General features: G+C 40.4%; 20 protein-coding genes. 14 read left to right on the forward strand and 6 right to left on the reverse strand.

The window, feature by feature from the left end:
- The first annotated feature begins 99 nt into the window (after nucleotides 1-99).
- Both SCALIN_RS00890 and SCALIN_RS21540 read left to right on the forward strand, forming a co-directional pair.
- Nucleotides 100-2,085 (forward strand): hydantoinase/oxoprolinase family protein, encoded by a 1,986-nt coding sequence (locus tag SCALIN_RS00890; protein WP_096892382.1) that lies wholly within the window; start codon nucleotides 100-102, stop codon nucleotides 2,083-2,085.
- A 58-nt stretch (nucleotides 2,086-2,143) separates the two neighbouring features.
- Nucleotides 2,144-2,383, forward strand: coding sequence for a hypothetical protein (locus SCALIN_RS21540; protein WP_133111568.1), 240 nt, complete (start codon nucleotides 2,144-2,146; stop codon nucleotides 2,381-2,383).
- A gap of 64 nt (nucleotides 2,384-2,447) precedes the next feature.
- On the opposite strand, the gene SCALIN_RS00895 is transcribed toward SCALIN_RS21540, so the two are convergent.
- Nucleotides 2,448-2,795, reverse strand: coding sequence for a cupin domain-containing protein (locus SCALIN_RS00895; RefSeq protein WP_096892383.1), 348 nt, complete (start codon nucleotides 2,793-2,795; stop codon nucleotides 2,448-2,450).
- A gap of 171 nt (nucleotides 2,796-2,966) precedes the next feature.
- Between SCALIN_RS00895 and SCALIN_RS00900 the strand changes: the two genes are divergently transcribed.
- The 7 genes from SCALIN_RS00900 (at nucleotide 2,967) to SCALIN_RS00930 (ending at nucleotide 7,969) form a co-directional block, all read left to right on the forward strand.
- Nucleotides 2,967-3,998: an ABC transporter ATP-binding protein gene (locus tag SCALIN_RS00900; protein WP_096892384.1), complete on the forward strand. Its 1,032-nt coding sequence runs from the start codon at nucleotides 2,967-2,969 to the stop codon at nucleotides 3,996-3,998.
- Nucleotides 3,999-4,002: 4 nt separating this feature from the next.
- Nucleotides 4,003-4,803, forward strand: coding sequence for an ABC transporter permease (locus SCALIN_RS00905; protein ID WP_096892385.1), 801 nt, complete (start codon nucleotides 4,003-4,005; stop codon nucleotides 4,801-4,803).
- A gap of 2 nt (nucleotides 4,804-4,805) precedes the next feature.
- On the forward strand, nucleotides 4,806-5,606 hold the full coding sequence (locus SCALIN_RS00910) for an ABC transporter permease (RefSeq protein WP_096892386.1): 801 nt from the start codon (nucleotides 4,806-4,808) through the stop codon (nucleotides 5,604-5,606).
- A 191-nt stretch (nucleotides 5,607-5,797) separates the two neighbouring features.
- Entirely contained in the window at nucleotides 5,798-6,079 is a 282-nt protein-coding gene (locus SCALIN_RS00915; protein WP_096892456.1) for a peptidylprolyl isomerase, read from the forward strand.
- Between the two features lie 153 nt (nucleotides 6,080-6,232).
- A complete protein-coding gene (locus SCALIN_RS00920) occupies nucleotides 6,233-6,505 on the forward strand; it encodes an RNA recognition motif domain-containing protein (protein WP_096892387.1) in 273 nt (90 codons plus the stop codon).
- Nucleotides 6,506-6,610: 105 nt separating this feature from the next.
- The gene (locus tag SCALIN_RS00925) at nucleotides 6,611-7,057 is read left to right on the forward strand and encodes a hypothetical protein (protein WP_096892388.1); all 447 of its coding nucleotides are present in this window, start codon (nucleotides 6,611-6,613) and stop codon (nucleotides 7,055-7,057) included.
- On the forward strand, nucleotides 7,058-7,969 hold the full coding sequence (locus SCALIN_RS00930) for a Ppx/GppA phosphatase family protein (protein WP_096892389.1): 912 nt from the start codon (nucleotides 7,058-7,060) through the stop codon (nucleotides 7,967-7,969).
- 13 nt (nucleotides 7,970-7,982) lie between these two features.
- Here SCALIN_RS00930 and SCALIN_RS00935 read toward each other — a convergent pair whose 3' ends face one another.
- Nucleotides 7,983-8,405: a hypothetical protein gene (locus tag SCALIN_RS00935; RefSeq protein ID WP_133111572.1), complete on the reverse strand. Its 423-nt coding sequence runs from the start codon at nucleotides 8,403-8,405 to the stop codon at nucleotides 7,983-7,985.
- Nucleotides 8,406-8,685: 280 nt separating this feature from the next.
- Here SCALIN_RS00935 and SCALIN_RS00940 point away from each other — a divergent pair, with 280 nt between their 5' ends.
- Both SCALIN_RS00940 and SCALIN_RS00945 read left to right on the forward strand, forming a co-directional pair.
- The gene (locus SCALIN_RS00940) at nucleotides 8,686-10,020 is read left to right on the forward strand and encodes a nucleotide sugar dehydrogenase (protein WP_096892391.1); all 1,335 of its coding nucleotides are present in this window, start codon (nucleotides 8,686-8,688) and stop codon (nucleotides 10,018-10,020) included.
- A 150-nt stretch (nucleotides 10,021-10,170) separates the two neighbouring features.
- Nucleotides 10,171-11,736 carry a DUF2851 family protein gene (locus SCALIN_RS00945; protein WP_096892392.1) on the forward strand — a complete coding sequence of 522 codons (1,566 nt, stop codon included), beginning with the start codon at nucleotides 10,171-10,173 and terminating at the stop codon, nucleotides 11,734-11,736.
- Between the two features lie 22 nt (nucleotides 11,737-11,758).
- On the opposite strand, the gene rseP (SCALIN_RS00950) is transcribed toward SCALIN_RS00945, so the two are convergent.
- From rseP (SCALIN_RS00950) to ispG, 4 genes are read right to left on the reverse strand one after another with little or no spacing between them, the layout of a single operon-like run.
- Complete coding sequence (gene rseP / locus SCALIN_RS00950; RefSeq protein ID WP_096892393.1) at nucleotides 11,759-12,499, reverse strand: RIP metalloprotease RseP; 741 nt, start codon at nucleotides 12,497-12,499, stop codon at nucleotides 11,759-11,761.
- Nucleotides 12,496-13,572 (reverse strand): RIP metalloprotease RseP, encoded by a 1,077-nt coding sequence (gene rseP, locus SCALIN_RS00955; RefSeq protein WP_096892394.1) that lies wholly within the window; start codon nucleotides 13,570-13,572, stop codon nucleotides 12,496-12,498. The genes rseP (SCALIN_RS00950) and rseP (SCALIN_RS00955) overlap by 4 nt, the downstream gene beginning before the upstream one ends.
- Nucleotides 13,560-14,711: a 1-deoxy-D-xylulose-5-phosphate reductoisomerase gene (locus tag SCALIN_RS00960; protein ID WP_096892395.1), complete on the reverse strand. Its 1,152-nt coding sequence runs from the start codon at nucleotides 14,709-14,711 to the stop codon at nucleotides 13,560-13,562. The genes rseP (SCALIN_RS00955) and SCALIN_RS00960 overlap by 13 nt, the downstream gene beginning before the upstream one ends.
- Nucleotides 14,711-15,760: a flavodoxin-dependent (E)-4-hydroxy-3-methylbut-2-enyl-diphosphate synthase gene (gene ispG / locus SCALIN_RS00965; RefSeq protein ID WP_096892396.1), complete on the reverse strand. Its 1,050-nt coding sequence runs from the start codon at nucleotides 15,758-15,760 to the stop codon at nucleotides 14,711-14,713. Before ispG ends, SCALIN_RS00960 begins: the two co-directional genes overlap by 1 nt.
- Nucleotides 15,761-16,131: 371 nt before the next feature.
- On the opposite strand from ispG, the gene SCALIN_RS00970 reads away from it, so the two are divergent.
- The 3 genes from SCALIN_RS00970 to bshB1 all read left to right on the forward strand — a co-directional run bounded on the left by SCALIN_RS00970 (nucleotide 16,132) and on the right by bshB1 (nucleotide 18,802).
- Nucleotides 16,132-17,424: a 4Fe-4S binding protein gene (locus SCALIN_RS00970; protein WP_162532090.1), complete on the forward strand. Its 1,293-nt coding sequence runs from the start codon at nucleotides 16,132-16,134 to the stop codon at nucleotides 17,422-17,424.
- 9 nt (nucleotides 17,425-17,433) lie between these two features.
- On the forward strand, nucleotides 17,434-18,012 hold the full coding sequence (locus SCALIN_RS00975) for a DICT sensory domain-containing protein (protein WP_096892398.1): 579 nt from the start codon (nucleotides 17,434-17,436) through the stop codon (nucleotides 18,010-18,012).
- Nucleotides 18,013-18,103: 91 nt separating this feature from the next.
- Entirely contained in the window at nucleotides 18,104-18,802 is a 699-nt protein-coding gene (gene bshB1 / locus SCALIN_RS00980) for a bacillithiol biosynthesis deacetylase BshB1 (RefSeq protein ID WP_096892399.1), read from the forward strand.
- The last annotated feature ends 18 nt before the right edge of the window (nucleotides 18,803-18,820 follow it).

An 18,820-nucleotide genomic window follows, 5' to 3' on the forward strand; every position in this document is an offset into this window, starting at 1 on the left:
GCAGGCGTTTGATAGTACAGGGAAATAAGTATCTGCGAAAATCCCTGCCCGACCGGCTTTTTGGCGTGTGCGTCCCATTGTATTTAAGGAGAAGAGAGATTGGTTGTTTTAGGGGTTGATATTGGGGGTACATTTACAGATTTTGTGCTGTTTGATGGAAGAGAGCTCAAGGTCCATAAAGTTATCTCTACACCTGATACTCCGGCAGATGCAGTTTTTAATGGAATCAGATCACTTGAAATTAAACAGGAGCATGTGTCCATAGTCCATGGTTCTACTGTCGCCACAAATACGCTTCTTGAGAGAAAAGGCGCGAAGACCGCGTTAATTACTACAGATGGATATGAGGATGTACTAGAAATAGGCCGTCAGGCAAGAAGTTCGCTATATGATCTCTTTATTACCCGTGAATCAGCTCTGATACCTGAAGAGCTGAGGTGGGGTGTGCGGGAGAGGGTGTCCGCAACAGGTGAAGTGTTGTCTCGTGTCAGTAAGGGCGATCTGAAAAAAATATGTATTGCATTAAGAAAGAAAGGGATAGAGTCAGTTGCTGTATGCTTTCTTTTCTCTTATAAGGACCCGCTCAATGAAGGGATTGTGGCAAAGGAGTTGGAACAGTTGGGAGTTCATGTCTCTGTTTCCAGTAGAATTCTGCCTGAGTATAGAGAGTACGAGAGGACCAGTACTACGGTAGTGAATGCGTACGTATCTCCAGTTATGGCCAGATATTTGACTACGTTGGAAGAGGGCTTAGAGGCTGATAATATAAGAATTATGCAGTCAAACGGTGGTAGCATTTCTACTGGAGCTGCTAAGAAAATGGCCGTTAACTGTATTCTTTCAGGACCGGCAGGCGGTGTCGCGGGGGCATTCGGGATAGCAAAACTTGCAGGTATAAAAAACATTATATCTTTTGATATGGGCGGGACATCGACAGATGTTTCGCTGTGTAACGGTAATGTGAGGCTTACGACACAAACTCTTATTAATGAGTTGCCTGTAAAGATACCTGTTGTAGATATGGTTACAGTCGGGGCTGGTGGAGGGTCAATTGCATTTATTGACTACGGAGGGGCGCTCAGGGTAGGTCCGCAGAGCGCTGGCGCTCACCCTGGCCCGGTCTGCTATGGAAAGGGTAGAGATATAACAGTAACAGATGCTAATCTGTTTCTTGGAAGAATCAGCGCCGAATTCTTTCTTGGTGGAAGGATGAAACTTAAAACCGCTATGGTGTCAGGATTTATGAATACCCTTGCAAAGAAATTGGGGATGTCTTCAGTAAAGGCAGCGGAGGGTATAATAGAAGTGGCAAACGCTAATATGGTAAGGGCCATAAAGGTTATCTCCGTTGAGAAGGGGTTTGATGTAAGAGATTATACACTGGTCTCTTTTGGTGGCGCCGGAGGACTTCATGCGTGCGAGCTGGCTGAAAGCCTCTTAATTAAGAAGGTCCTTGTTCCTAAAAATGCGGGTGTCTTGTCAGCGCTGGGTATGACCATTGCCGATATTGTCAAAGATTATTCAAAAAGTGTACTTTTAAAGGTGAAAGAAAAAGATCACAGTAAGGTCCTGCGCTTGTTTAAACCATTAATATCGCAAGGTATGAAGGAGGTGCTTTACGAGGGTATCCTGAAAAACTGCATAAAAGTAGAAAATGCAGTAGATATGAGATATATAGGCCAGTCTCATGAACTTATGTTACCATTTGATAAGGACTATATTGATAGTTTTCACAAACTCCACAGGAAGAGATATGGTTATGCAAATACGGACTCTGGAATTGAAATTGTCAATATCAGAGTGAGAGTAACAGGAAAGACGAAGAAGCCCTCTCTTAGAAAAAAAGTGATGACTTCTTCAACAAAAGAGAAGATAGCTGCAAAAAACACAAAATGTTATTTCAGGGGAAAATGGTTGAAGGCTGATATTTACGACAGGAACAGGATACAGACACATACCGGAATTAAGGGGCCCGCGTTGATAGTCGAGGAGACCTCGACAACTTTTCTTCCACCCGGACATATTTGCAATATTGATAATTATGAAAACCTGATTATAGAGAAAAACCTGACCGGATGCTTCTAGCTAAAATACAGGGCAGTAGGGTGCATTCCATGCACCGCTAACAACGTTGGATACAGCAATGGCGTTATATATTAAAAAATACTTGATTATGCTGTCGTGTTTCTGGTGCGTACAACGCACCCTACGATATTTGTTTCCGGATGTAGAATGTTTTGGTGGGCAGTGGGGTGCATTCCATGCACCGCTAACAATGTTGGATATGGCAATGGTGTTACTGAAAAAGAATTGCGTAAATCCAACCGACCTCTCTTTCGAGAGGACTCCAGTTGTGGAATCCTCTCGAAAGAGAGGTCGGTAATAAGGGGAGCCGCATTTGAGAACCTCCCGCGTGTATTGCAATGAATGAGTTTTTTAAATTGACCCTATCTTTTTTTCATACCTGACGGCTGGTCAGTAACCTGTTGCGCAACGAGATTACCACTGCCGGAATCAATTAAGTCGTGCCATACATTAGCAGGTGCCAGAAAAGTTGATCCCTGTTTGACCTCTAAAGTTTCTTCACTGCCATCATCTAACTTAAACGTTCCGCTTCCTTCTATAACGGTAAAAATCTGGTCTCCCGTTGGATGCTTGTGATATCCCAGGGCCTGCCCCGCTTTAAAGTAATAAACGTCAAGAGATAACGAATCTGTTTTGATTATAGTTACTTTTGCTACCATGTCATCCTGGGTTTTTCTGTATGCTGAAATGTTACCGTTTAGAATTGTCATGTATAATCCCCCTTTTAAAGATGAGAAAGATAAAATCAGTAGCTGGTAGTAGAAATGTTAATGTACCACCTTTTGTTTAAATAGTCAATACTGGCAAAGTAATCATTTTTATAGTAAAATGCTTTACTTGACATTATTAAAGATTGAGATGTACTGGGATTAAGTGAAAGTATGAAGCAGAATAAAAATATAGCAATTAAAGTTAAAGATTTAAGGAAGGACTTTGATCTCAGTGAGTCCGGTAAAGGCTTTTCAGGAAAGTTGAAAGCCCTTTTTCACAGAAAACGAAAAACTGTTACAGCAGTAGATGGTATTGAATTTGAGATTGAACGTGGAGAATTTGTTGGCTATGTTGGAGAGAATGGTGCCGGTAAATCTACAACAATCAAGATGCTGACCGGTATACTTGTACCCACATCCGGAAGTGCTGAGGTAAATGGAATTATTCCTTACAAGGACAGAAAGAGGAATGCCGCGAAGATTGGTGTTGTTTTTGGTCAAAGAACACAACTTTGGTGGGACCTTCCGGTGCGTGAGTCCTTTGATTTGTTAAGAGTGATTTTTCGGGTTTCTCAATCAGACTTTAACGCACAAATAAAGAATCTGGATAAAGCGCTTGGCCTTAAACCCCTTATGGCAAAACCGGTCAGAAAACTGTCATTAGGGCAGAGGATGAGGTGCGATATAGCCGCCTCTCTGATCCATAACCCTCCAGTACTTTTTCTGGATGAACCCACAATTGGTCTGGATGTGCTGGCAAAGGAGTCGATAAGGAATTTTCTCGCGGAGATGAACAGGGACGAGGGAACTACCATTATTCTCACTACTCACGACATGAACGATATTGAGCAGCTTTGCAAAAGGCTCATTATTCTTGAACAAGGGAAGATAATGTATGACGGTGAGACTGAATTGTTGAAGCAGAAGTTTGTCCATGAAAAAGTGATAGAGGTTGAGTTTCATGATGATGGAAATGTTATACAGGGAATACCCGGGGTCAGTGTTATACGAGAAGAGGGATGTAAAAAATGGTTGACGTTTGATAACGACAACTTTGGAATAGGTGAGGTTATTGGTACAATTGCGTCTCGATATAAAATTAAGGACATATCCGTAAAAGAACCTTCTGTGGAAAGTATAATCAGGAATATTTATAATAATCGAGTCGATTTAGCCACTCCTTCAGAAGAACTGCTTACTTAATGAGATGAATCCAAAACTTTTCCTAAAATTTGTATCAGTATCGTTCCAGAAGCAGGTTACTTACAGGTTTGATTGCTTTGTTGGAATCGTTAATGGTTTTCTCTACGTCTTTATATTTACCTCTTTATGGAAAGCATTATATTCCCAGTTTGACACCACAGTACATAATGGATATACGTTGACTGCAATAGTATCTTACGCGGTACTGGTTATGGCTGTGAGAATATCCTTTACGATGGATGATTCTATCATTTACAGGAAGGTTATGGACGGTTCGATTGCAATGGAACTTGTAAGGCCGACATCTTTTTTCTTTATGAATCTTGCCGAGAATGTGGGGCATTCTCTTTTCCATATGATGGCAAGGACAGTCCCTATTGTCATAATCTCCATATTTCTTTTTGATATCTCTATTCCGTTTGAAGTTTCAAGGTTTCTGGTTTTTCTTGTATCATTCATTGCCGGGTATGTCCTGGTTTCCATGCTTAACTTTATTGCCGGATTACTCGCTTTCTGGTTTGTAGAAATTTTCCCATTCATGCTCTTCAAATATGCGTTGTTTACTTTCTTTGCCGGGGGAATAGTGCCATTAGACTTTTTTCCTGAATTTTTGGACCCATTGGTTAAGTTTCTTCCATTTCAATACATGCTTTATTTCCCGACTACTATTCTTCTTGGACGTGCTTCATTAGCGGAAGCCCATTCGATAATAATAGTTCAATTGATCTGGGTTGTAATAATGGGTAGCATTTGCACTCTTATGTGGAATGCCGGTAAGAAAAAATTGATAATTCAGGGAGGATAAGTGTGGAGTCAATAAAAATATATTTTTCACTGTTTGCGACATCCATAAAGGCGAGGATGGAATATAAGGCAAGCTTTCTCTTCTATATATTTGCCATACTATCTTTCTATGCAGGGCAATTTGGTTTACTGTTTATACTTTTGAACCGCTTTCATGAAATAAAGGGTTGGACTCTGGGTGAGATGATTTTCCTGTATTCACTTCACGCCTTTGCTTTTGGATTTACAAACCTGATATTTTCACAACTGGTAAATTTTGACAAAATGATTGTAGACGGTGAATTTGATAGAGTATTGGTAAGGCCTCTCAGTCCTTTAGGACAGGTGGTGTTTTCGAAATTCGAGGTATCGACAGCCGCACATCTTATTATCGGTTCCACTGCACTCTATTTTGGTTCACATGTTGCAGATCTGGAATGGACCGTTTATAAGGTCCTGATGTTTCCTGTGGTTGTACTTGGGGCGGTTATGATTGCCGGAGGCTTACGCCTGATGGTAACATCGGTTGCTTTCTGGACATTGAGAAACAGGACTCTTGTTCACACCGTTATTTTTTCAAGCAAGGAGTTTATTAATTATCCTGTAAGCATATACAATCTGGGAATGCAGTTTTTTTTGACATTTATATTTCCAATAGCGTTTATAAATTTTTATCCGGCACATTTCTTTTTAGACCGCTCAGGTACAGGCCTCCTTCATCCGGCTCTGGAAATGGGAACTCCAATAGCAGGCGCTGTAGTTATTACCGTTTCAATATTCTCATGGAAAGCAGGGGTAAATCATTACCAGAGTACTGGATCATGAGAATATTTCTTAAATATGAATCCAATTATCGGTATTATTCCGAGATTCTCATATTTCATAATAATGTTGATTTGTGTAGAGAGTGAAGGCCATTTATGTATGGAAATCAATTGACAAGAGGAATACATAGAGTAAAATTAATGGTTTTATAGTATATTGAAGATTTCGTGTTTGTAGAAAGGGGTTTAAAAATGGGTACAGCAAAAGCGCGCCATATCCTTGTGTCCAGTCAGGAAGAGTGCCAAAAGTTAAAAGAGCAGATCGAGGCTGGAGCAGACTTTGATGAGATAGCTAAGGAGCACTCACAATGCCCTTCTGGCCAGAGCGGAGGGGGTCTAGGTGAGTTTAGTCCCGGACAAATGGTTAAAGAATTTGACCAGGTAGTTTTTAACGATGAAGTTGGAAAAGTCCATGGTCCTGTTAAAACTGATTTTGGATATCATCTGATCGAGATTACAGATCGGATGGAATAAGTGTCTATAGCTTGTGGTTACAGGCATACGGTTTTACATTATTATTAAACACAAGAAAATAAGCCTTTGATCAGGCTGTTATCGCATAATATGTGTGTTGGTTATCCGGTAATGTATACTTTATCAATACACAATAGCTTAGCAGGAGCAGAGATGAATATATATGTTGGAAGCCTATCTTATGATACCACAGAGGAAGAAGTTCGGAATATTTTCGAGCCGTATGGGGAAATAGCAAGTATATCTATCATTACGGATAAATTTTCCGGTAAGTCAAAAGGCTTTGGTTTTGTAGAAATGCCTAAGCAGGAAGAGGCAGAAGAGGCTATAAAGTGCTTAAATGAAAGTGAAATGAAAGGTAGAAATATTAAAGTAAATGAGGCGCATCCCAGAGAAGAGCGTTCAAAACGCAGGGAAAGATATTGATTCGCTTTGTTGTTAACATGAAAAGAAGAAAGCAGTGGTCGTCAATCTGTGGCGTATCACTGCTTTCTTTATGAAGTTTGTTCTGCAGAAATTACTTGATCAACAATGACCGCGTCCATTCGTACCCTGAATATTTTAGCCGCCTTCGTCTGGTATGTTGGAGGCATAGTATTACTAATAAAGGGGACCACTATGCTGGTTGAGGCATATTTGCTGAAACCTGAGCAGAACTGGCCCTGGCTGGCTGTTACAGTAGGGCCTGTCATTGGCAGCATCAAGGGTAAGTTCATATTTCGTAAAAGTTGTCTCAAAAACCTTACGAGAATAAATACTCTTAACCAACCAAAAATCTGGCAATTTTTCAAACCCTGGTTCTTTGCTGTATTAGCCATAATGATAACGTTTGGCGCGACTATGGCGAGAATGGCACATACACAACATAACTATTACTTTTTAATAGCAGTTTCCATAGTGGATGTTGATATTGGCATTGCCCTTCTATGGAGTAGTCATATATTCTGGAAACAGAAGGCATTTTCAAAGAGATATTAAATGCTGAAAGCATCTATTGATTTAGGAACAAATACCTGCCTTATGCTTATTGCAGAGGTTGAGTCCGGAGCTGTAAATAAAGTCCTTGCTGATCATGCCAGAATTGTTCGCCTTGGAGAAGGGGTAGACAAAAAAGGATATCTTCAGTCGGATGCGATGGAAAGAACGTTAACGTGTATGGATGAATATAGAAAAATAGTTTCTGAAGTGGGGATATCTCCTATGGATGTGGTATGTGTCGCAACCAGTCAGGCAAGAGATGCTGAAAATGGAATGGGATTTTTTGCTGGAGTAGAGAAGGAGTACGGATTCAGGTTCCGGGTTATTTCGGGTCAAGATGAAGCTCGATTAAGTTTTATGGGTTCTCTGCTTCCGGGTATGGCACCATCTAGTCATGCAGTTGTAGATATAGGAGGTGGAAGTACAGAATTTGTAACAGCAAAGGAAGATCGAAGTGTAGACCTGGGGTCTGTGCGTTTTACGGAAAGATACCTGATCTCCGACCCGGTAATTGATGAAGAGTTTCGCGTCTGTCTTAGTGAAATAGATAATAAGCTTGAGGAACTTGTGGATTGGAGATGCTCTATTCCTGCAAACATACAAATGCTTGCAGTGGCTGGAACAGCTACAACGCTTGCATCCTGGCATTTGGGACTCAGAGTGTTTGATGCTGCTGAAGTTGAAAATGTCAAATTTACAAATCAAGACTTGCTTCGAATGGTCAATAACCTTAAGCGAATGACGGTAGCGGAGAGACGTGAACAAGCAGGCATCGAACCAAAACGAGCAGACGTCTTGCTTGCAGGGGCGATGATTATGTGGAGGACAATGGAGAAATTGGATTTTCAGACTTGCAGTGTAAGCTCAAGGGGTTTGAGATATGGGGTGTTAATGGGTAATAATTCAATATGAGAGAAACTCAAAGTTAAACATTCTTTAACTGTTTCAGCATTGGTGCGTAAAGCCATTCTACCCCGTTATTATCTGCCAGGTCCTTAATCATCGTATAGTATTTATTATAGATGTCTTGCGCCTTTTCTTTGTAATCAGGATTACAGAAAAATACCCGACAACCAAGCGTTCGGTGTTCTCTGATTGAGCATTGACTGTTTATGAGAAAGGGGCATATATTTTTGTCCGGATCAAAAGAGGGTACTTCCACATTTTTCCGAATATAGTCTGTTTCAATGGTTGATGCATATAATACGTGGTCAAACTCATCGAAACTGCAGCAGGTACCACATGCAACACAACCTGGGTCGATACTTGCAAGCTCCGCTTCGAGCTTTTTGTATATTTCATTAATATCAGAGTTGTTTTCAGGATGATGATCCAACATGGATCCCATTTTAGTATATATTGTTTTGAAAATACAGATATAAACTGAATCTAAACAGTAAATTTCCAATATCTGGTAAACTCTGTTGCTAATATAAATAAATTATACAGGATTAAATTTTTCTTGAAATCAATCTCTTTCAGTGGTAGCCTCTTGATTCATTTATGTATATATAACATGTATCAAGTAGAATTAAAGTGAATCTATTAAGTCTAAATGTTGGAGACTATGATAAAATTGCGGATGAATTAGAATTCTGGTTAAAAGACTAACAGGAAAATTGAAAAGAATGAAAAAAAATAATAATTCGATAAGGGAATGTTTGCTAAACAAGATAGAGAAAAGGGAGGCTGTAGTAGGGATCATTGGTCTGGGTTATGTGGGTTTGCCGCTGGCAATTCATTTTGGGCAACAGGGGTTCAAGGTAATTGGTTTTGATGTGGACGAACGTAAAATTGAGATGCTTTATCAAGGGCAGTCCTATATAAAGCACATAAAAATGGACCATATCAATGAGAAAATAAAGGAGGGTGAGCTTGAAGCGACAGTTGACTTCACGCGTCTTGGTGAAGCGGATTGCATGCTGATCTGCGTACCTACTCCACTTACTGATAAGATGGAGCCTGATCTGAGTTATGTTCTGGACACTACAAATTTTATTGCTGATAACCTCCGCGCGGGACAAATTGTTATTTTAGAAAGCACTACATATCCAGGGACTACGGAGGAAGCTCTTCTTCCAAGGTTGGAGACTGATGATATGAAGGCTGGGGAAGATTTCTTTCTTGCTTACTCTCCGGAAAGAGAAGACCCCGGTAACAAGAAATTTGATGCCGCCAATATTCCAAAGGTTGTCGGTGGGGTCACCTCTTCCTGCCTGGAGATTGCGTCAGCTCTCTATAATTGTATTACCCAGGTGGTGCCGGTATCATCGACTGGGGCTGCTGAGATGACAAAGATTCTGGAGAATACGTTCCGTTCTGTTAATATTGCTCTGGTAAATGAGTTGAAGGTGCTGGGGCATAAAATGGGTATTGATATTTTTGAAGTTATCAATGCTGCGGCAACAAAGCCGTTTGGTTATACGCCATTTTATCCCGGACCGGGACTTGGTGGGCATTGTATTCCAATTGATCCATTTTATCTCTCCTGGAAGGCCAGGGAATACGACTTTGTGACTCGTTTTATTCAACTGGCAGGTGAGATTAATGTGTCTATGCCATACTACGTAATAGACAGGACTATGGAGGCTTTAAATCAGCATGAGAAAAGTCTCAAAGGCAGTAAGGTATTGGTGCTCGGTGTTGCATACAAGAAGGATATTGATGATGAAAGAGAATCTCCCGGTTATACAATAATGAAGATGTTGTCAGAGAAAGGTGCTATTGTAAGCTATAATGATCCCTGGATTCCGGTGTTGAAACCGACCAGAAAATACAACTTCCAAAAAAAGTCCACCCCTCTCACTCCTGATGTATTGCGGGAAATGGATGCCGTAATTGTTGTTACCGATCACAGCGCTTATGACTATGCTGATATAGTTAAGCATTCAAATGTCATTGTAGATACTCGTAATGCAACCGATAAAATTGATGGGGCTGATGGAAAGGTGTTTTTTGCTTGAGAGTGCAACATTCATTTACCTTATAGACGCCTACATTCTCGATACACTGAAGAATGTAGGCGTTTTTTTTATGTATTGAAAAAATAAATACCTTTAGTTTTAACGTGAGTATGATCATTTAAAACAGTAACAAAATCAGGGAGGATTTTGATGATTGAGAATAAAGATTATTCTGATAGTTTTTGTGTGCCGCGTTATCGTGAGCTTGTCAGGCGATATTGCAGTGTTAAAGAGGTTGGAAGTCTTAAATATAGTGTAAAAGGAAAGAAGGTAAAGGAGCAGTTAGTTAACTGCATATGGTCTGAACAGCTTATAAAGAAGGATAATTTATTTACAACAGATGGATTGAGAGTAGAGATCATATCTTCCGGTATATGGAACCTGGAGGCGGGGCCGGATTTTAAGGATGCTGAAATACTTCTGGAAGGAAAGGGGACAGTTAAAGGTGATGTTGAGATTCACGTGTGTTCCGGTGATTGGGCACGTCATGGACATAGTCAACAGAAGGAGTATGATAATGTCTGCCTGCATGTCTTTATGTGGAATGACAGAAAGGAGGAGTATCTCTCAATAAACAATCGCCTGGTCCCTCAACTTGAGCTTTATGATTATCTGGAATACGAATTGGATAAGCTTGCTGATATGATAGATATCGAAGATTATCCACACACTGGCAGCGCCAATGCCGGTCCATGCCGGAAGAGATTGAATGCTATTCTTCACGGTGATAATTGGATTGGGCAATTTCTGGATTTTGCCGGTGATGAAAGGATATTAGCGAAGACGGACAGAATTGTAACACAGCAGAAGTCAAAGACGTATGAGCAGGTTTTGTATGAGGCGATAATGGAATCGCTTGGTTATAAGAATAATAAAGAGCAGTTTTTACGTTTAGCGGCTCTCGTTACAATCAATGAGATTAAGAGATTAATACCTTCTGACGTTTCAGTAGATGAAAAAAGCAGGAGAATACAGGCATTACTGCTTGGTGTTTCCGGACTATTGCCCAGTCAGAGATCAAAATATACAAGCGTTAAGGATGAGCATACTCTTGAATATATTACCGACATAGAACAGATATGGTCAAATATCAGAAATGATATCAATTGTGAAAAAATGGATGGGGAGTCATGGAAATTTAAGTATTCCAGGCCGGGCAACTATCCAACAAGAAGGATCGCAGCAATCAGCCGTCTTCTGGCAGAAAATTCTGAAACCGGGATTTTCAGAGTGATAGTGAACACTTTTGAGAAGGCGGACACAATCGGGAATGAAGTAGCTGGGATAAAAACAGTCATCAAAGACACTGAGTCTGTTTTTCTGGAATTATACGACGACCATTGGTCTTACTATTCTACGTTTGGAGGGATACGATTAAAAAAGAAGCAGAGGCTGGTCGGCAGAGAACGAGCTGCTGTAATATTCATAAATATAACTATTCCAGTACTGTTAGCATACGCAAGAAAAAAGAATGATTCTGCGTTAGAAGAGAAATTATTTAAAGCTTATAAACAACATGCGAAACTATCGCCAAATAATATTACAAAGTTTATGAATTATAGAATTCTTGGAAAAAATTATAAGGAAGTGAGCATCGTTAATTCCGCAAGACGTCAGCAGGGACTCCTGCAGATATTTAAAGACTTTTGCGAAAGTGACGACATTGCATGTGAAAGATGTGTGCTTATGCAATCAATTAATTCAATAATCTCCTGAGACTCCTGACTTTCTTAACCTCTTAAGAAAGATGCAGTAACCTCATTATGTCGTTCTTTGTCGCGTAAACCATTAACGATAGCACCAACCCCATACCAATGTAATTGGCAATTGCCATTGTTTTTTCACTGATTGGAGAGCCCTTAATCTTTTCTATGCCAAGGAACATGAGATGCCCTCCATCCAGAACAGGGACCGGCAATATATTTATTACTGCCAGATTAATGCTGATGATAGCCATGAAATACATTAGTTTGCCGATTCCGGACTTCGCGGATTCGTAGGAGGCTTGAGCTATCAGGACCGGGCCTCCCAGGGCCTTAGTTGATAATTTCTTTGAAACAAATCCCTGTATGGTCAGATATATTCTTTTAATATTTATAACCGTTTTATGCGTGCCTACTACACATGCTTTCGCAATGCCATATTTCCTGACAATCTTTTTTTCACTGAATTTAATTCCCAGCAGACCGTGAGCATTCTCTTTGTTCTTCTGGGGCTTGATTGTCTTTGTAATGGTTTCGTAGTTATGTGTCCACGCAATTTCAAACTCATTACCCTGACTGGCGGTAACAATAGCGAGAAGCTGACTCCACTCAGAAACATTCTCTCCGCTTATTGATGTAATGTTATCACCCGGTTTAATACCTGCTGTTGCTGCAGGGTAACCTTCAACGGTTGAGTCTACTGTCAATCCGTAGTGTGGAAAAATTCCTTCAGAAAACTCCTTAACTGTCTCTTCTCCCAGTTTCGATAATTTTATTTTTTTGTTCCATCATCTTTTTTTACCTCTAATGTGACAATGCCATCCGGTGACTCTTTTATTGTATTTATTAACCCTGAGAAGCCATGAACATCCTGTGAATTTACCTTAACGATCTCATCTCCCTTTTCCAGTCCGAGGGAGTGCGCAAAACTGCCTTTTTTTACGCCATCAAGCTTTGATGTGGCGCATGACAGACCAATCATCCAGCGAGTAACAATAGCCGGTGTTACCTTAATGTTAGTGTCCTGGCCTTTACGTAAGACAGTAAGATTAAGTTCTTTGCCAGGATTTGCATTGACTATTTCTCTGAAATCGTTTGCTGAGTTAATCTTCTTACCATTAACTTCTAATATTTTGTCATTAGCATGCAATTCTGATACTTGCGCAGGTGCATCCGCATTTTCTACAGTAAATATTTTGTTTACTTCCAATGTGCTTGCCGGCGCGATTCCAATGCGCTGCACGCCCACAGAAGCATCATACTTAGGCACTACATTGACATCGAATGTTTCATTGTCTCTTTCAATCTCCATGTTTATGCCTTCAGAAGAGCTGTTGAGTGCTACAGAAATGAAGATGTCCTCAAAGTCCGGGTCCTTAACGTTATCAATCCTGACGATTTTATCTCCAGAACGTATTCCCGCTTCCCAGGCGGCCCCTCCCGGTATAGTCTGTCCTATTTCTGCTGTTATGAAAGGGACGCCTATCCTGAAGGCAACAATAAAGACAAAAAATGCTAAAATTGTATTACAAGCGACACCGGCTACGAGTACCGCTGCACGCTGCCATGGTTTCTTAGACATGAACTCCCACTCTTCACCTGTGTTTGACTCCTCTCTCTGTTCCCCGGCAAGTTTTACATATCCTCCCAGTGGTATGAGTGAAACTCTGTAGTCAGTTTCACCATACTGTTTTCTGATGATTGCCGGGCCAAATCCAAGTGAAAAAGCATGTACTCTTACACCTATCTTCTTTGCTACTAAAAAATGACCGAGTTCATGGATAAATATAAGTAAACCTATTCCAATAATTACTAAAACTACATTAGATGATATTCCTATGAAAGGCATATTTTTGTCTCCTTACGCGCGTATTCATCCGCATCTATGATATCCTGTAAAGTAGGGTCTTTAATATAATTATGTTCTTTCATAACGTATTCCACTGCCCTCGTGATATCGGTAAATTTAATTTTATCTTCTAAAAAAGCCTGGACTGCTATTTCATTTGCCGCATTAAATGTAGCGCCCATAGTACCGCCTTTTTCAACTACTTCGTATCCTAATCTCAGTGCCGGGAATTTGTCCATATCAGGTTTATGGAAATTCAAAGTACCCAGCTTCGCGAGGTTAAAAGATTTGACATTGCCATTTACTCTGTCAGGGTATGTCAGCGCAAATTGTATAGGCACCTTCATGTCAGGTAATCCCATCTGGGCAATGACAGAGCCATCACAGAACTCAACAAGCGAATGGATTATTGACTCAGGGTGTATGACTACTTCAATTTGAGTGGCATCCAGATCAAAAAGCCATTTTGCTTCAATTACTTCAAGGGCTTTGTTCATCAGTGTTGCGGAGTCAATAGTTATTTTATTTCCCATGTTCCATGTCGGGTGGTTGAGCGCCTCCTCTTTTGTAACTTCCGATAGTTTCTCCTCAGGATGGTTGCGGAACGGGCCACCTGAGGCCGTAATTATTATCTTTTTAACTTCTTCACGGCGTCCGGCTCTTAATGCCTGAAGTACCGCACTGTGTTCGCTGTCAACAGGGATGATACTCACTCCATATTCTTCTGCCATTGGCATAATCAATCCACCTGCCATGACTAAAGCCTCTTTGTTGGCCAGGGCCAGGGTTTTTCTGTTTTTGACTACCTCAATAGCAGCGGGGAGTCCGGCCCCTCCCACTATAGCCGAAAGGACTATATCAACATTTTCTCCGGAAACCATCTCTCTTACGCTATTTTCACCTGTAAGTATTTGTACACCGTTACCACTCAGATTGTTTCTGAGCAGCTCAACACACCTTTCGTCCGCGAGAGATACGTTTTCCGGCTTAAACTCGTTAACCTGTTCTGATAGTAGTTTCCATTGTGAATTTGCAGACAATGCCACAACATTATATTTATGCTTCAGGTTTCTTATAACATCAAGTGCGCTTGTTCCAATAGAACCTGTTGAGCCAAGAATAACTACATTTTTCATAATTATATCGTTTTGATCTCTTCCAATAACGCGGAGACCATTTCGCCTTCCGGAACCTTTCTTATTTTTTCGCCTTTTTTAAATAAAAAGCCAACTCCTTTTCCACCGGCAATTCCTATGTCGGCTTCCATTGCTTCTCCGGGACCGTTAACAATGCATCCCATAACTGCAATCTGCACGGACTGTTTTTGCGCAGGGAGTCTTTTTTTCACTTCATTAACAATATTGAGAAGGTCTATTTCACAACGTCCGCAAGTCGGACACGATATTATTTCTGGATCCGTACTTTTTGACAGTCCAAGCGCTTCAAGGATCTTATATCCAGCTTGCACTTCCTGATGAGGAGGACCTGTGTAAGAGACCCTTAATGTATCTCCAATTCCTTCTGAAAGCAGACCGCCAATACCAATTGCAGATTTTATAACAGCGTCATCCGGTGCTCCTGCAGCGGTAATACCCAGATGTAAAGGATAGTCACACTGTTTTGCTATGGATCTATACGCGTCCATAGTTTTTTGGACATCAGATGCTTTAAGTGAGACTACAATATCTTTAAACCCCAACGATTCAAAATGTTCACAATACTTTAACGTTGTTTTAACCATTAACTCCACAAGGTCTTCATTGTGGCCATTATTGCTTCTGATAGAACCGGAATTGACTCCTATTCTTATTGGGATACCTTTGTCCTTTGCGAGACGTACAATCTCCTCAAGCTTTTCCCTGTTTTGCATATTGCCGGGGTTGATACGGATCTTGTCTACACCTTGTTTAATGGCTTCAATGGCGAGATTGTGTCCAAAATGAATATCAGCGACTAACGGTATGTTTATTCTCTTTTTGAGTTCGCCAAGACATCTGACTGTTTTTACATCAGGAACAGCGACTCGAATTATCCTGCATTTTAGTGTTTCCAACTCGTGGATCTGCTTTGCTGTTGTTTCGATGTCATCTGTATGGGTATTTGTCATTGATTGAATAGCAATTGGCGAATTTCCACCAATCTCTATAGATCCAACAGAGACAGTTCTAGTTTTACGTCTATTTGTCATATAAAAGCGGTCTATAATTAACTTTATCGATTTTAGTCAAATCCATTCTAACAGTTTTTTCTATAAACTCAAGTTATTATAATATTACACTCAACCAGGCCGGGCACTAATAGATTCGTGGTAGACCAGGTTGATTATTTTGTTTTGAAAAACTCTTTCGGTCTATTTGTCATAATGTTTCTTATTTTTTAATAGTATAAGCAGGTCTTAAACAAAATACTTGACACTTTTATATCACGGTTTATGATATATTTAACGCCTTAAACAGGCGGTTATTTTGAAGAAAACAGGAGGATTTTAGGGATTTTACCGTACGTATGCCTTGAATGTTTCAGGCGATTACGTACTTGCTACTGAAATGGGAGAGTATTTTGGCTGTAATAACAGAAGATTCGATACAGAAAACCGGTGAATCACCGGTATCAAAAAAAAAGAAATCATCATGGATCACGTCACTCAGGTTCAGATGGTTTTCACAAATTTCGTTTTTTATTTTGACAATTTACGTTGGATGGTCGTTTTATCTGTTTGTGCGATATTGCGAATCAGGCGGTGTTACTGCTTTTGTGGCAAGACCGCCAGGTGTAGAGGCGTTTTTGCCGATAGGCGCATTTATGGGTTTGAAGTATTTTCTGGGTACCGGGGCGGTAGACCCTTTGCATCCAGCTGGCTTTATAATATTTGCTTCTATTCTGGTAACATCGTTTCTTTTCCAAAGAGGTTTTTGCAGCTGGATATGTCCGGTTGGAACAATGTCTGAGTGGGCATGGAGATTTGGTGATTGGGTAAAGTCTAAATGCGGCAGGGGGGTCAGCTATTGGTTGGAAAAGTTTCCGGTTAAACTTACATGCGGCCTTAGCATGATAACTACACCGATTGTCGCCTTGATGCTTCTGAATATGATAACGTTTGCCTCATTTAAATCTCCGGGTATGAAGTTTATCTTTCCTTTAATGATTGCGGCTATTATCATACCCTTTGTCCTGCCCAGGAAAATCTGGCCAGTCCGTGTGGAAGATGCTATCGCGCGTGCCTGGAAGTATACCCTTTTGGCTTTTTTTACCGTAAACATAGTGATAAAGATGTCAGCAGCTCAGATTGGGATGATATTTGAGAAAGCCCCGTATATGAAAGTTGCAGATATTAAAATGATGCACTTTTTTCTTAATCTTTCCATGCTTGCGATAATTATATTGTCTGTGATTTTTGTTTTCTCCATCTTTAATAAGAATTACTGGTGCCGGTATTTTTGTCCGTATGGCGCATTGATAGGTGTCCTGGGATGGGCGAGTCCAACCAGAATAGTGAGAAACAAAAAAACGTGTGTTGACTGCAGTAAGTGTACGGTTGCTTGTCCTGTTCATATAGAAGTTGAGAAAAAGAACATTGTTTATGATGTAGAGTGTCTGGGATGCTATGATTGTGTTGATTCGTGTCCTGTAAGTGGAGCGCTTGATATGAAACTCCTGGGTTTTGGTAAAAAGATCCACTATGCTGTCTATGCCGGTCTCGTAGTTGGGCTATTTGTAGTTTTTATGAATACCGCACGATTTACCGGATACTGGCATAATAATGTGTCGGTACAGGAGTACACGGAATTGGTTCAGGACCTGGACAACCCCAGGTTTAAACATCAGCAAGGTAAATTTGAAATAGAAGAGTAGCTTTCATTTATGCTGGATAAAAATAATATTTTTCATGACCTTATAGTAGAGGTAAGAGCTTTAACGGTTTCTCACGATCCCACACCTCTTTTTGATGATCTGCAACTTGAATCTCTTGATGGTGAATGCCATTTTACGTCATCAAGAAGGACTTTGTTAATGATGAGCAGGGTTATTGAAGACACTTTGAAGTTGCATAAAAAGCGGTGTTTATTGTATTCCGGTTTTCAGGAATTAAGCAGGTTTAATGAGCACCGTGAAAGATATACTAAATTAGCGGCCTGTGCGGACCAGATATTCGTTGTAGGTGTCGCTGACGTACATGTTGCGGACATTGCGGAAAATGTGCATGTCAAGACAAAGAACGCGGATATAATTCGTAATAATTGGATTTCAATTATCACAAGTAAGACTATCAATATTTCGTTGATAGCGCAGGAACTGACTTCACAGAACCATCATGAAGGGTACATTGGCTTTTACACAAACAGTAAATCCCTTACCGAAAAGGCCGTTGATTTATTAATTAATAACAATGTACTGAGTGATGATCCTGTCCCTGGAAAGCAAACCAGTTTTAACATTTAGCTATCATTTTGTATAAGCATGAAAAGTCTCTCTTTCGAGAGGGTTCCAATCGCGTAGTCCTCTCGAAAGAGAGGTCTGCCTCAATATCATAATGTCAGATTCTAAAATAACCATTCTTGCCGTAAGTACTCACCCTGATGATGTGGAATCCGGTATGGGGGGCAGTATAATAAAATTCATGAAACTTGGACATGAGGTTCATATTGTAGATCTTACAAATGGAGAACCTACACCGCATGGTACTCCGGAAATAAGGCATGAAGAGTGTAAAAAGGCAACTGATATACTTGGCGTGTCTGGCAGGACAAATCTGGGCCTTACAAATCGTTATCTCTTTGATAATAAAGAATCAAGACATAGACTGGCTGAAGTTATTAGAAGAGTGAGGCCTCATATCATGTTTCTTCCCTGTTGGGAAGATGCCCATCCTGATCACATACAGGCAACACAGATAGGTGAGGCGGCAAGGTTCTATGCTAAACTTACAAAGACAGATTTAGCAGGTGAACCGTGGTATCCAGGTCGTATTCTATATTATTTGTGGTCTCACCAGAGAGTGCATCTCTCGCCGGCTTTAATTATTGATATCAGTGATGAGTTTGAAAGTAAAGTTGAGGCTGTAAAATCCTATAAGTCACAATATGCATATACTGAAGAAAGATGGCATGCGGTAAATGGAGCAATGCGTTCTTGTGGTCAGTACTTTGGATCATTAATCGGAACACAATACGGTGAGCCATTTGCAAGTCGTGAGAAATTAGGATTAAGAGATATAAGGGATTTAATATGAAGGAATTCAGGAACTCCC

The sequence above is a fragment of the Candidatus Scalindua japonica genome (assembly GCF_002443295.1).
Classification (GTDB): Bacteria; Planctomycetota; Brocadiia; order Brocadiales; family Scalinduaceae; genus Scalindua; species Scalindua japonica.

Excerpts from the sequence above, each read along its gene's own strand:
- SCALIN_RS21540 (WP_133111568.1), top strand. The coding sequence starts at position 2,144 with ATGGCGTTATATATTAAAAAATACTTGATTATGCTGTCGTGTTTCTGG.
- SCALIN_RS00895 (WP_096892383.1), bottom strand. The coding sequence starts at position 2,795 with ATGACAATTCTAAACGGTAACATTTCAGCATACAGAAAAACCCAGGAT.
- rseP (WP_096892394.1), bottom strand. The coding sequence starts at position 13,572 with ATGCCTTTCATAGGAATATCATCTAATGTAGTTTTAGTAATTATTGGA.
- SCALIN_RS00915 (WP_096892456.1), top strand. The coding sequence starts at position 5,798 with ATGGGTACAGCAAAAGCGCGCCATATCCTTGTGTCCAGTCAGGAAGAG.
- SCALIN_RS00930 (WP_096892389.1), top strand. The coding sequence starts at position 7,058 with ATGCTGAAAGCATCTATTGATTTAGGAACAAATACCTGCCTTATGCTT.
- SCALIN_RS00920 (WP_096892387.1), top strand. The coding sequence starts at position 6,233 with ATGAATATATATGTTGGAAGCCTATCTTATGATACCACAGAGGAAGAA.
- ispG (WP_096892396.1), bottom strand. The coding sequence starts at position 15,760 with ATGACAAATAGACGTAAAACTAGAACTGTCTCTGTTGGATCTATAGAG.
- bshB1 (WP_096892399.1), top strand. The coding sequence starts at position 18,104 with ATGTCAGATTCTAAAATAACCATTCTTGCCGTAAGTACTCACCCTGAT.
- SCALIN_RS00935 (WP_133111572.1), bottom strand. The coding sequence starts at position 8,405 with ATGGGATCCATGTTGGATCATCATCCTGAAAACAACTCTGATATTAAT.
- SCALIN_RS00975 (WP_096892398.1), top strand. The coding sequence starts at position 17,434 with ATGCTGGATAAAAATAATATTTTTCATGACCTTATAGTAGAGGTAAGA.
- SCALIN_RS00905 (WP_096892385.1), top strand. The coding sequence starts at position 4,003 with ATGAATCCAAAACTTTTCCTAAAATTTGTATCAGTATCGTTCCAGAAG.
- SCALIN_RS00900 (WP_096892384.1), top strand. The coding sequence starts at position 2,967 with ATGAAGCAGAATAAAAATATAGCAATTAAAGTTAAAGATTTAAGGAAG.
- SCALIN_RS00925 (WP_096892388.1), top strand. The coding sequence starts at position 6,611 with ATGACCGCGTCCATTCGTACCCTGAATATTTTAGCCGCCTTCGTCTGG.
- SCALIN_RS00945 (WP_096892392.1), top strand. The coding sequence starts at position 10,171 with ATGATTGAGAATAAAGATTATTCTGATAGTTTTTGTGTGCCGCGTTAT.
- SCALIN_RS00940 (WP_096892391.1), top strand. The coding sequence starts at position 8,686 with ATGAAAAAAAATAATAATTCGATAAGGGAATGTTTGCTAAACAAGATA.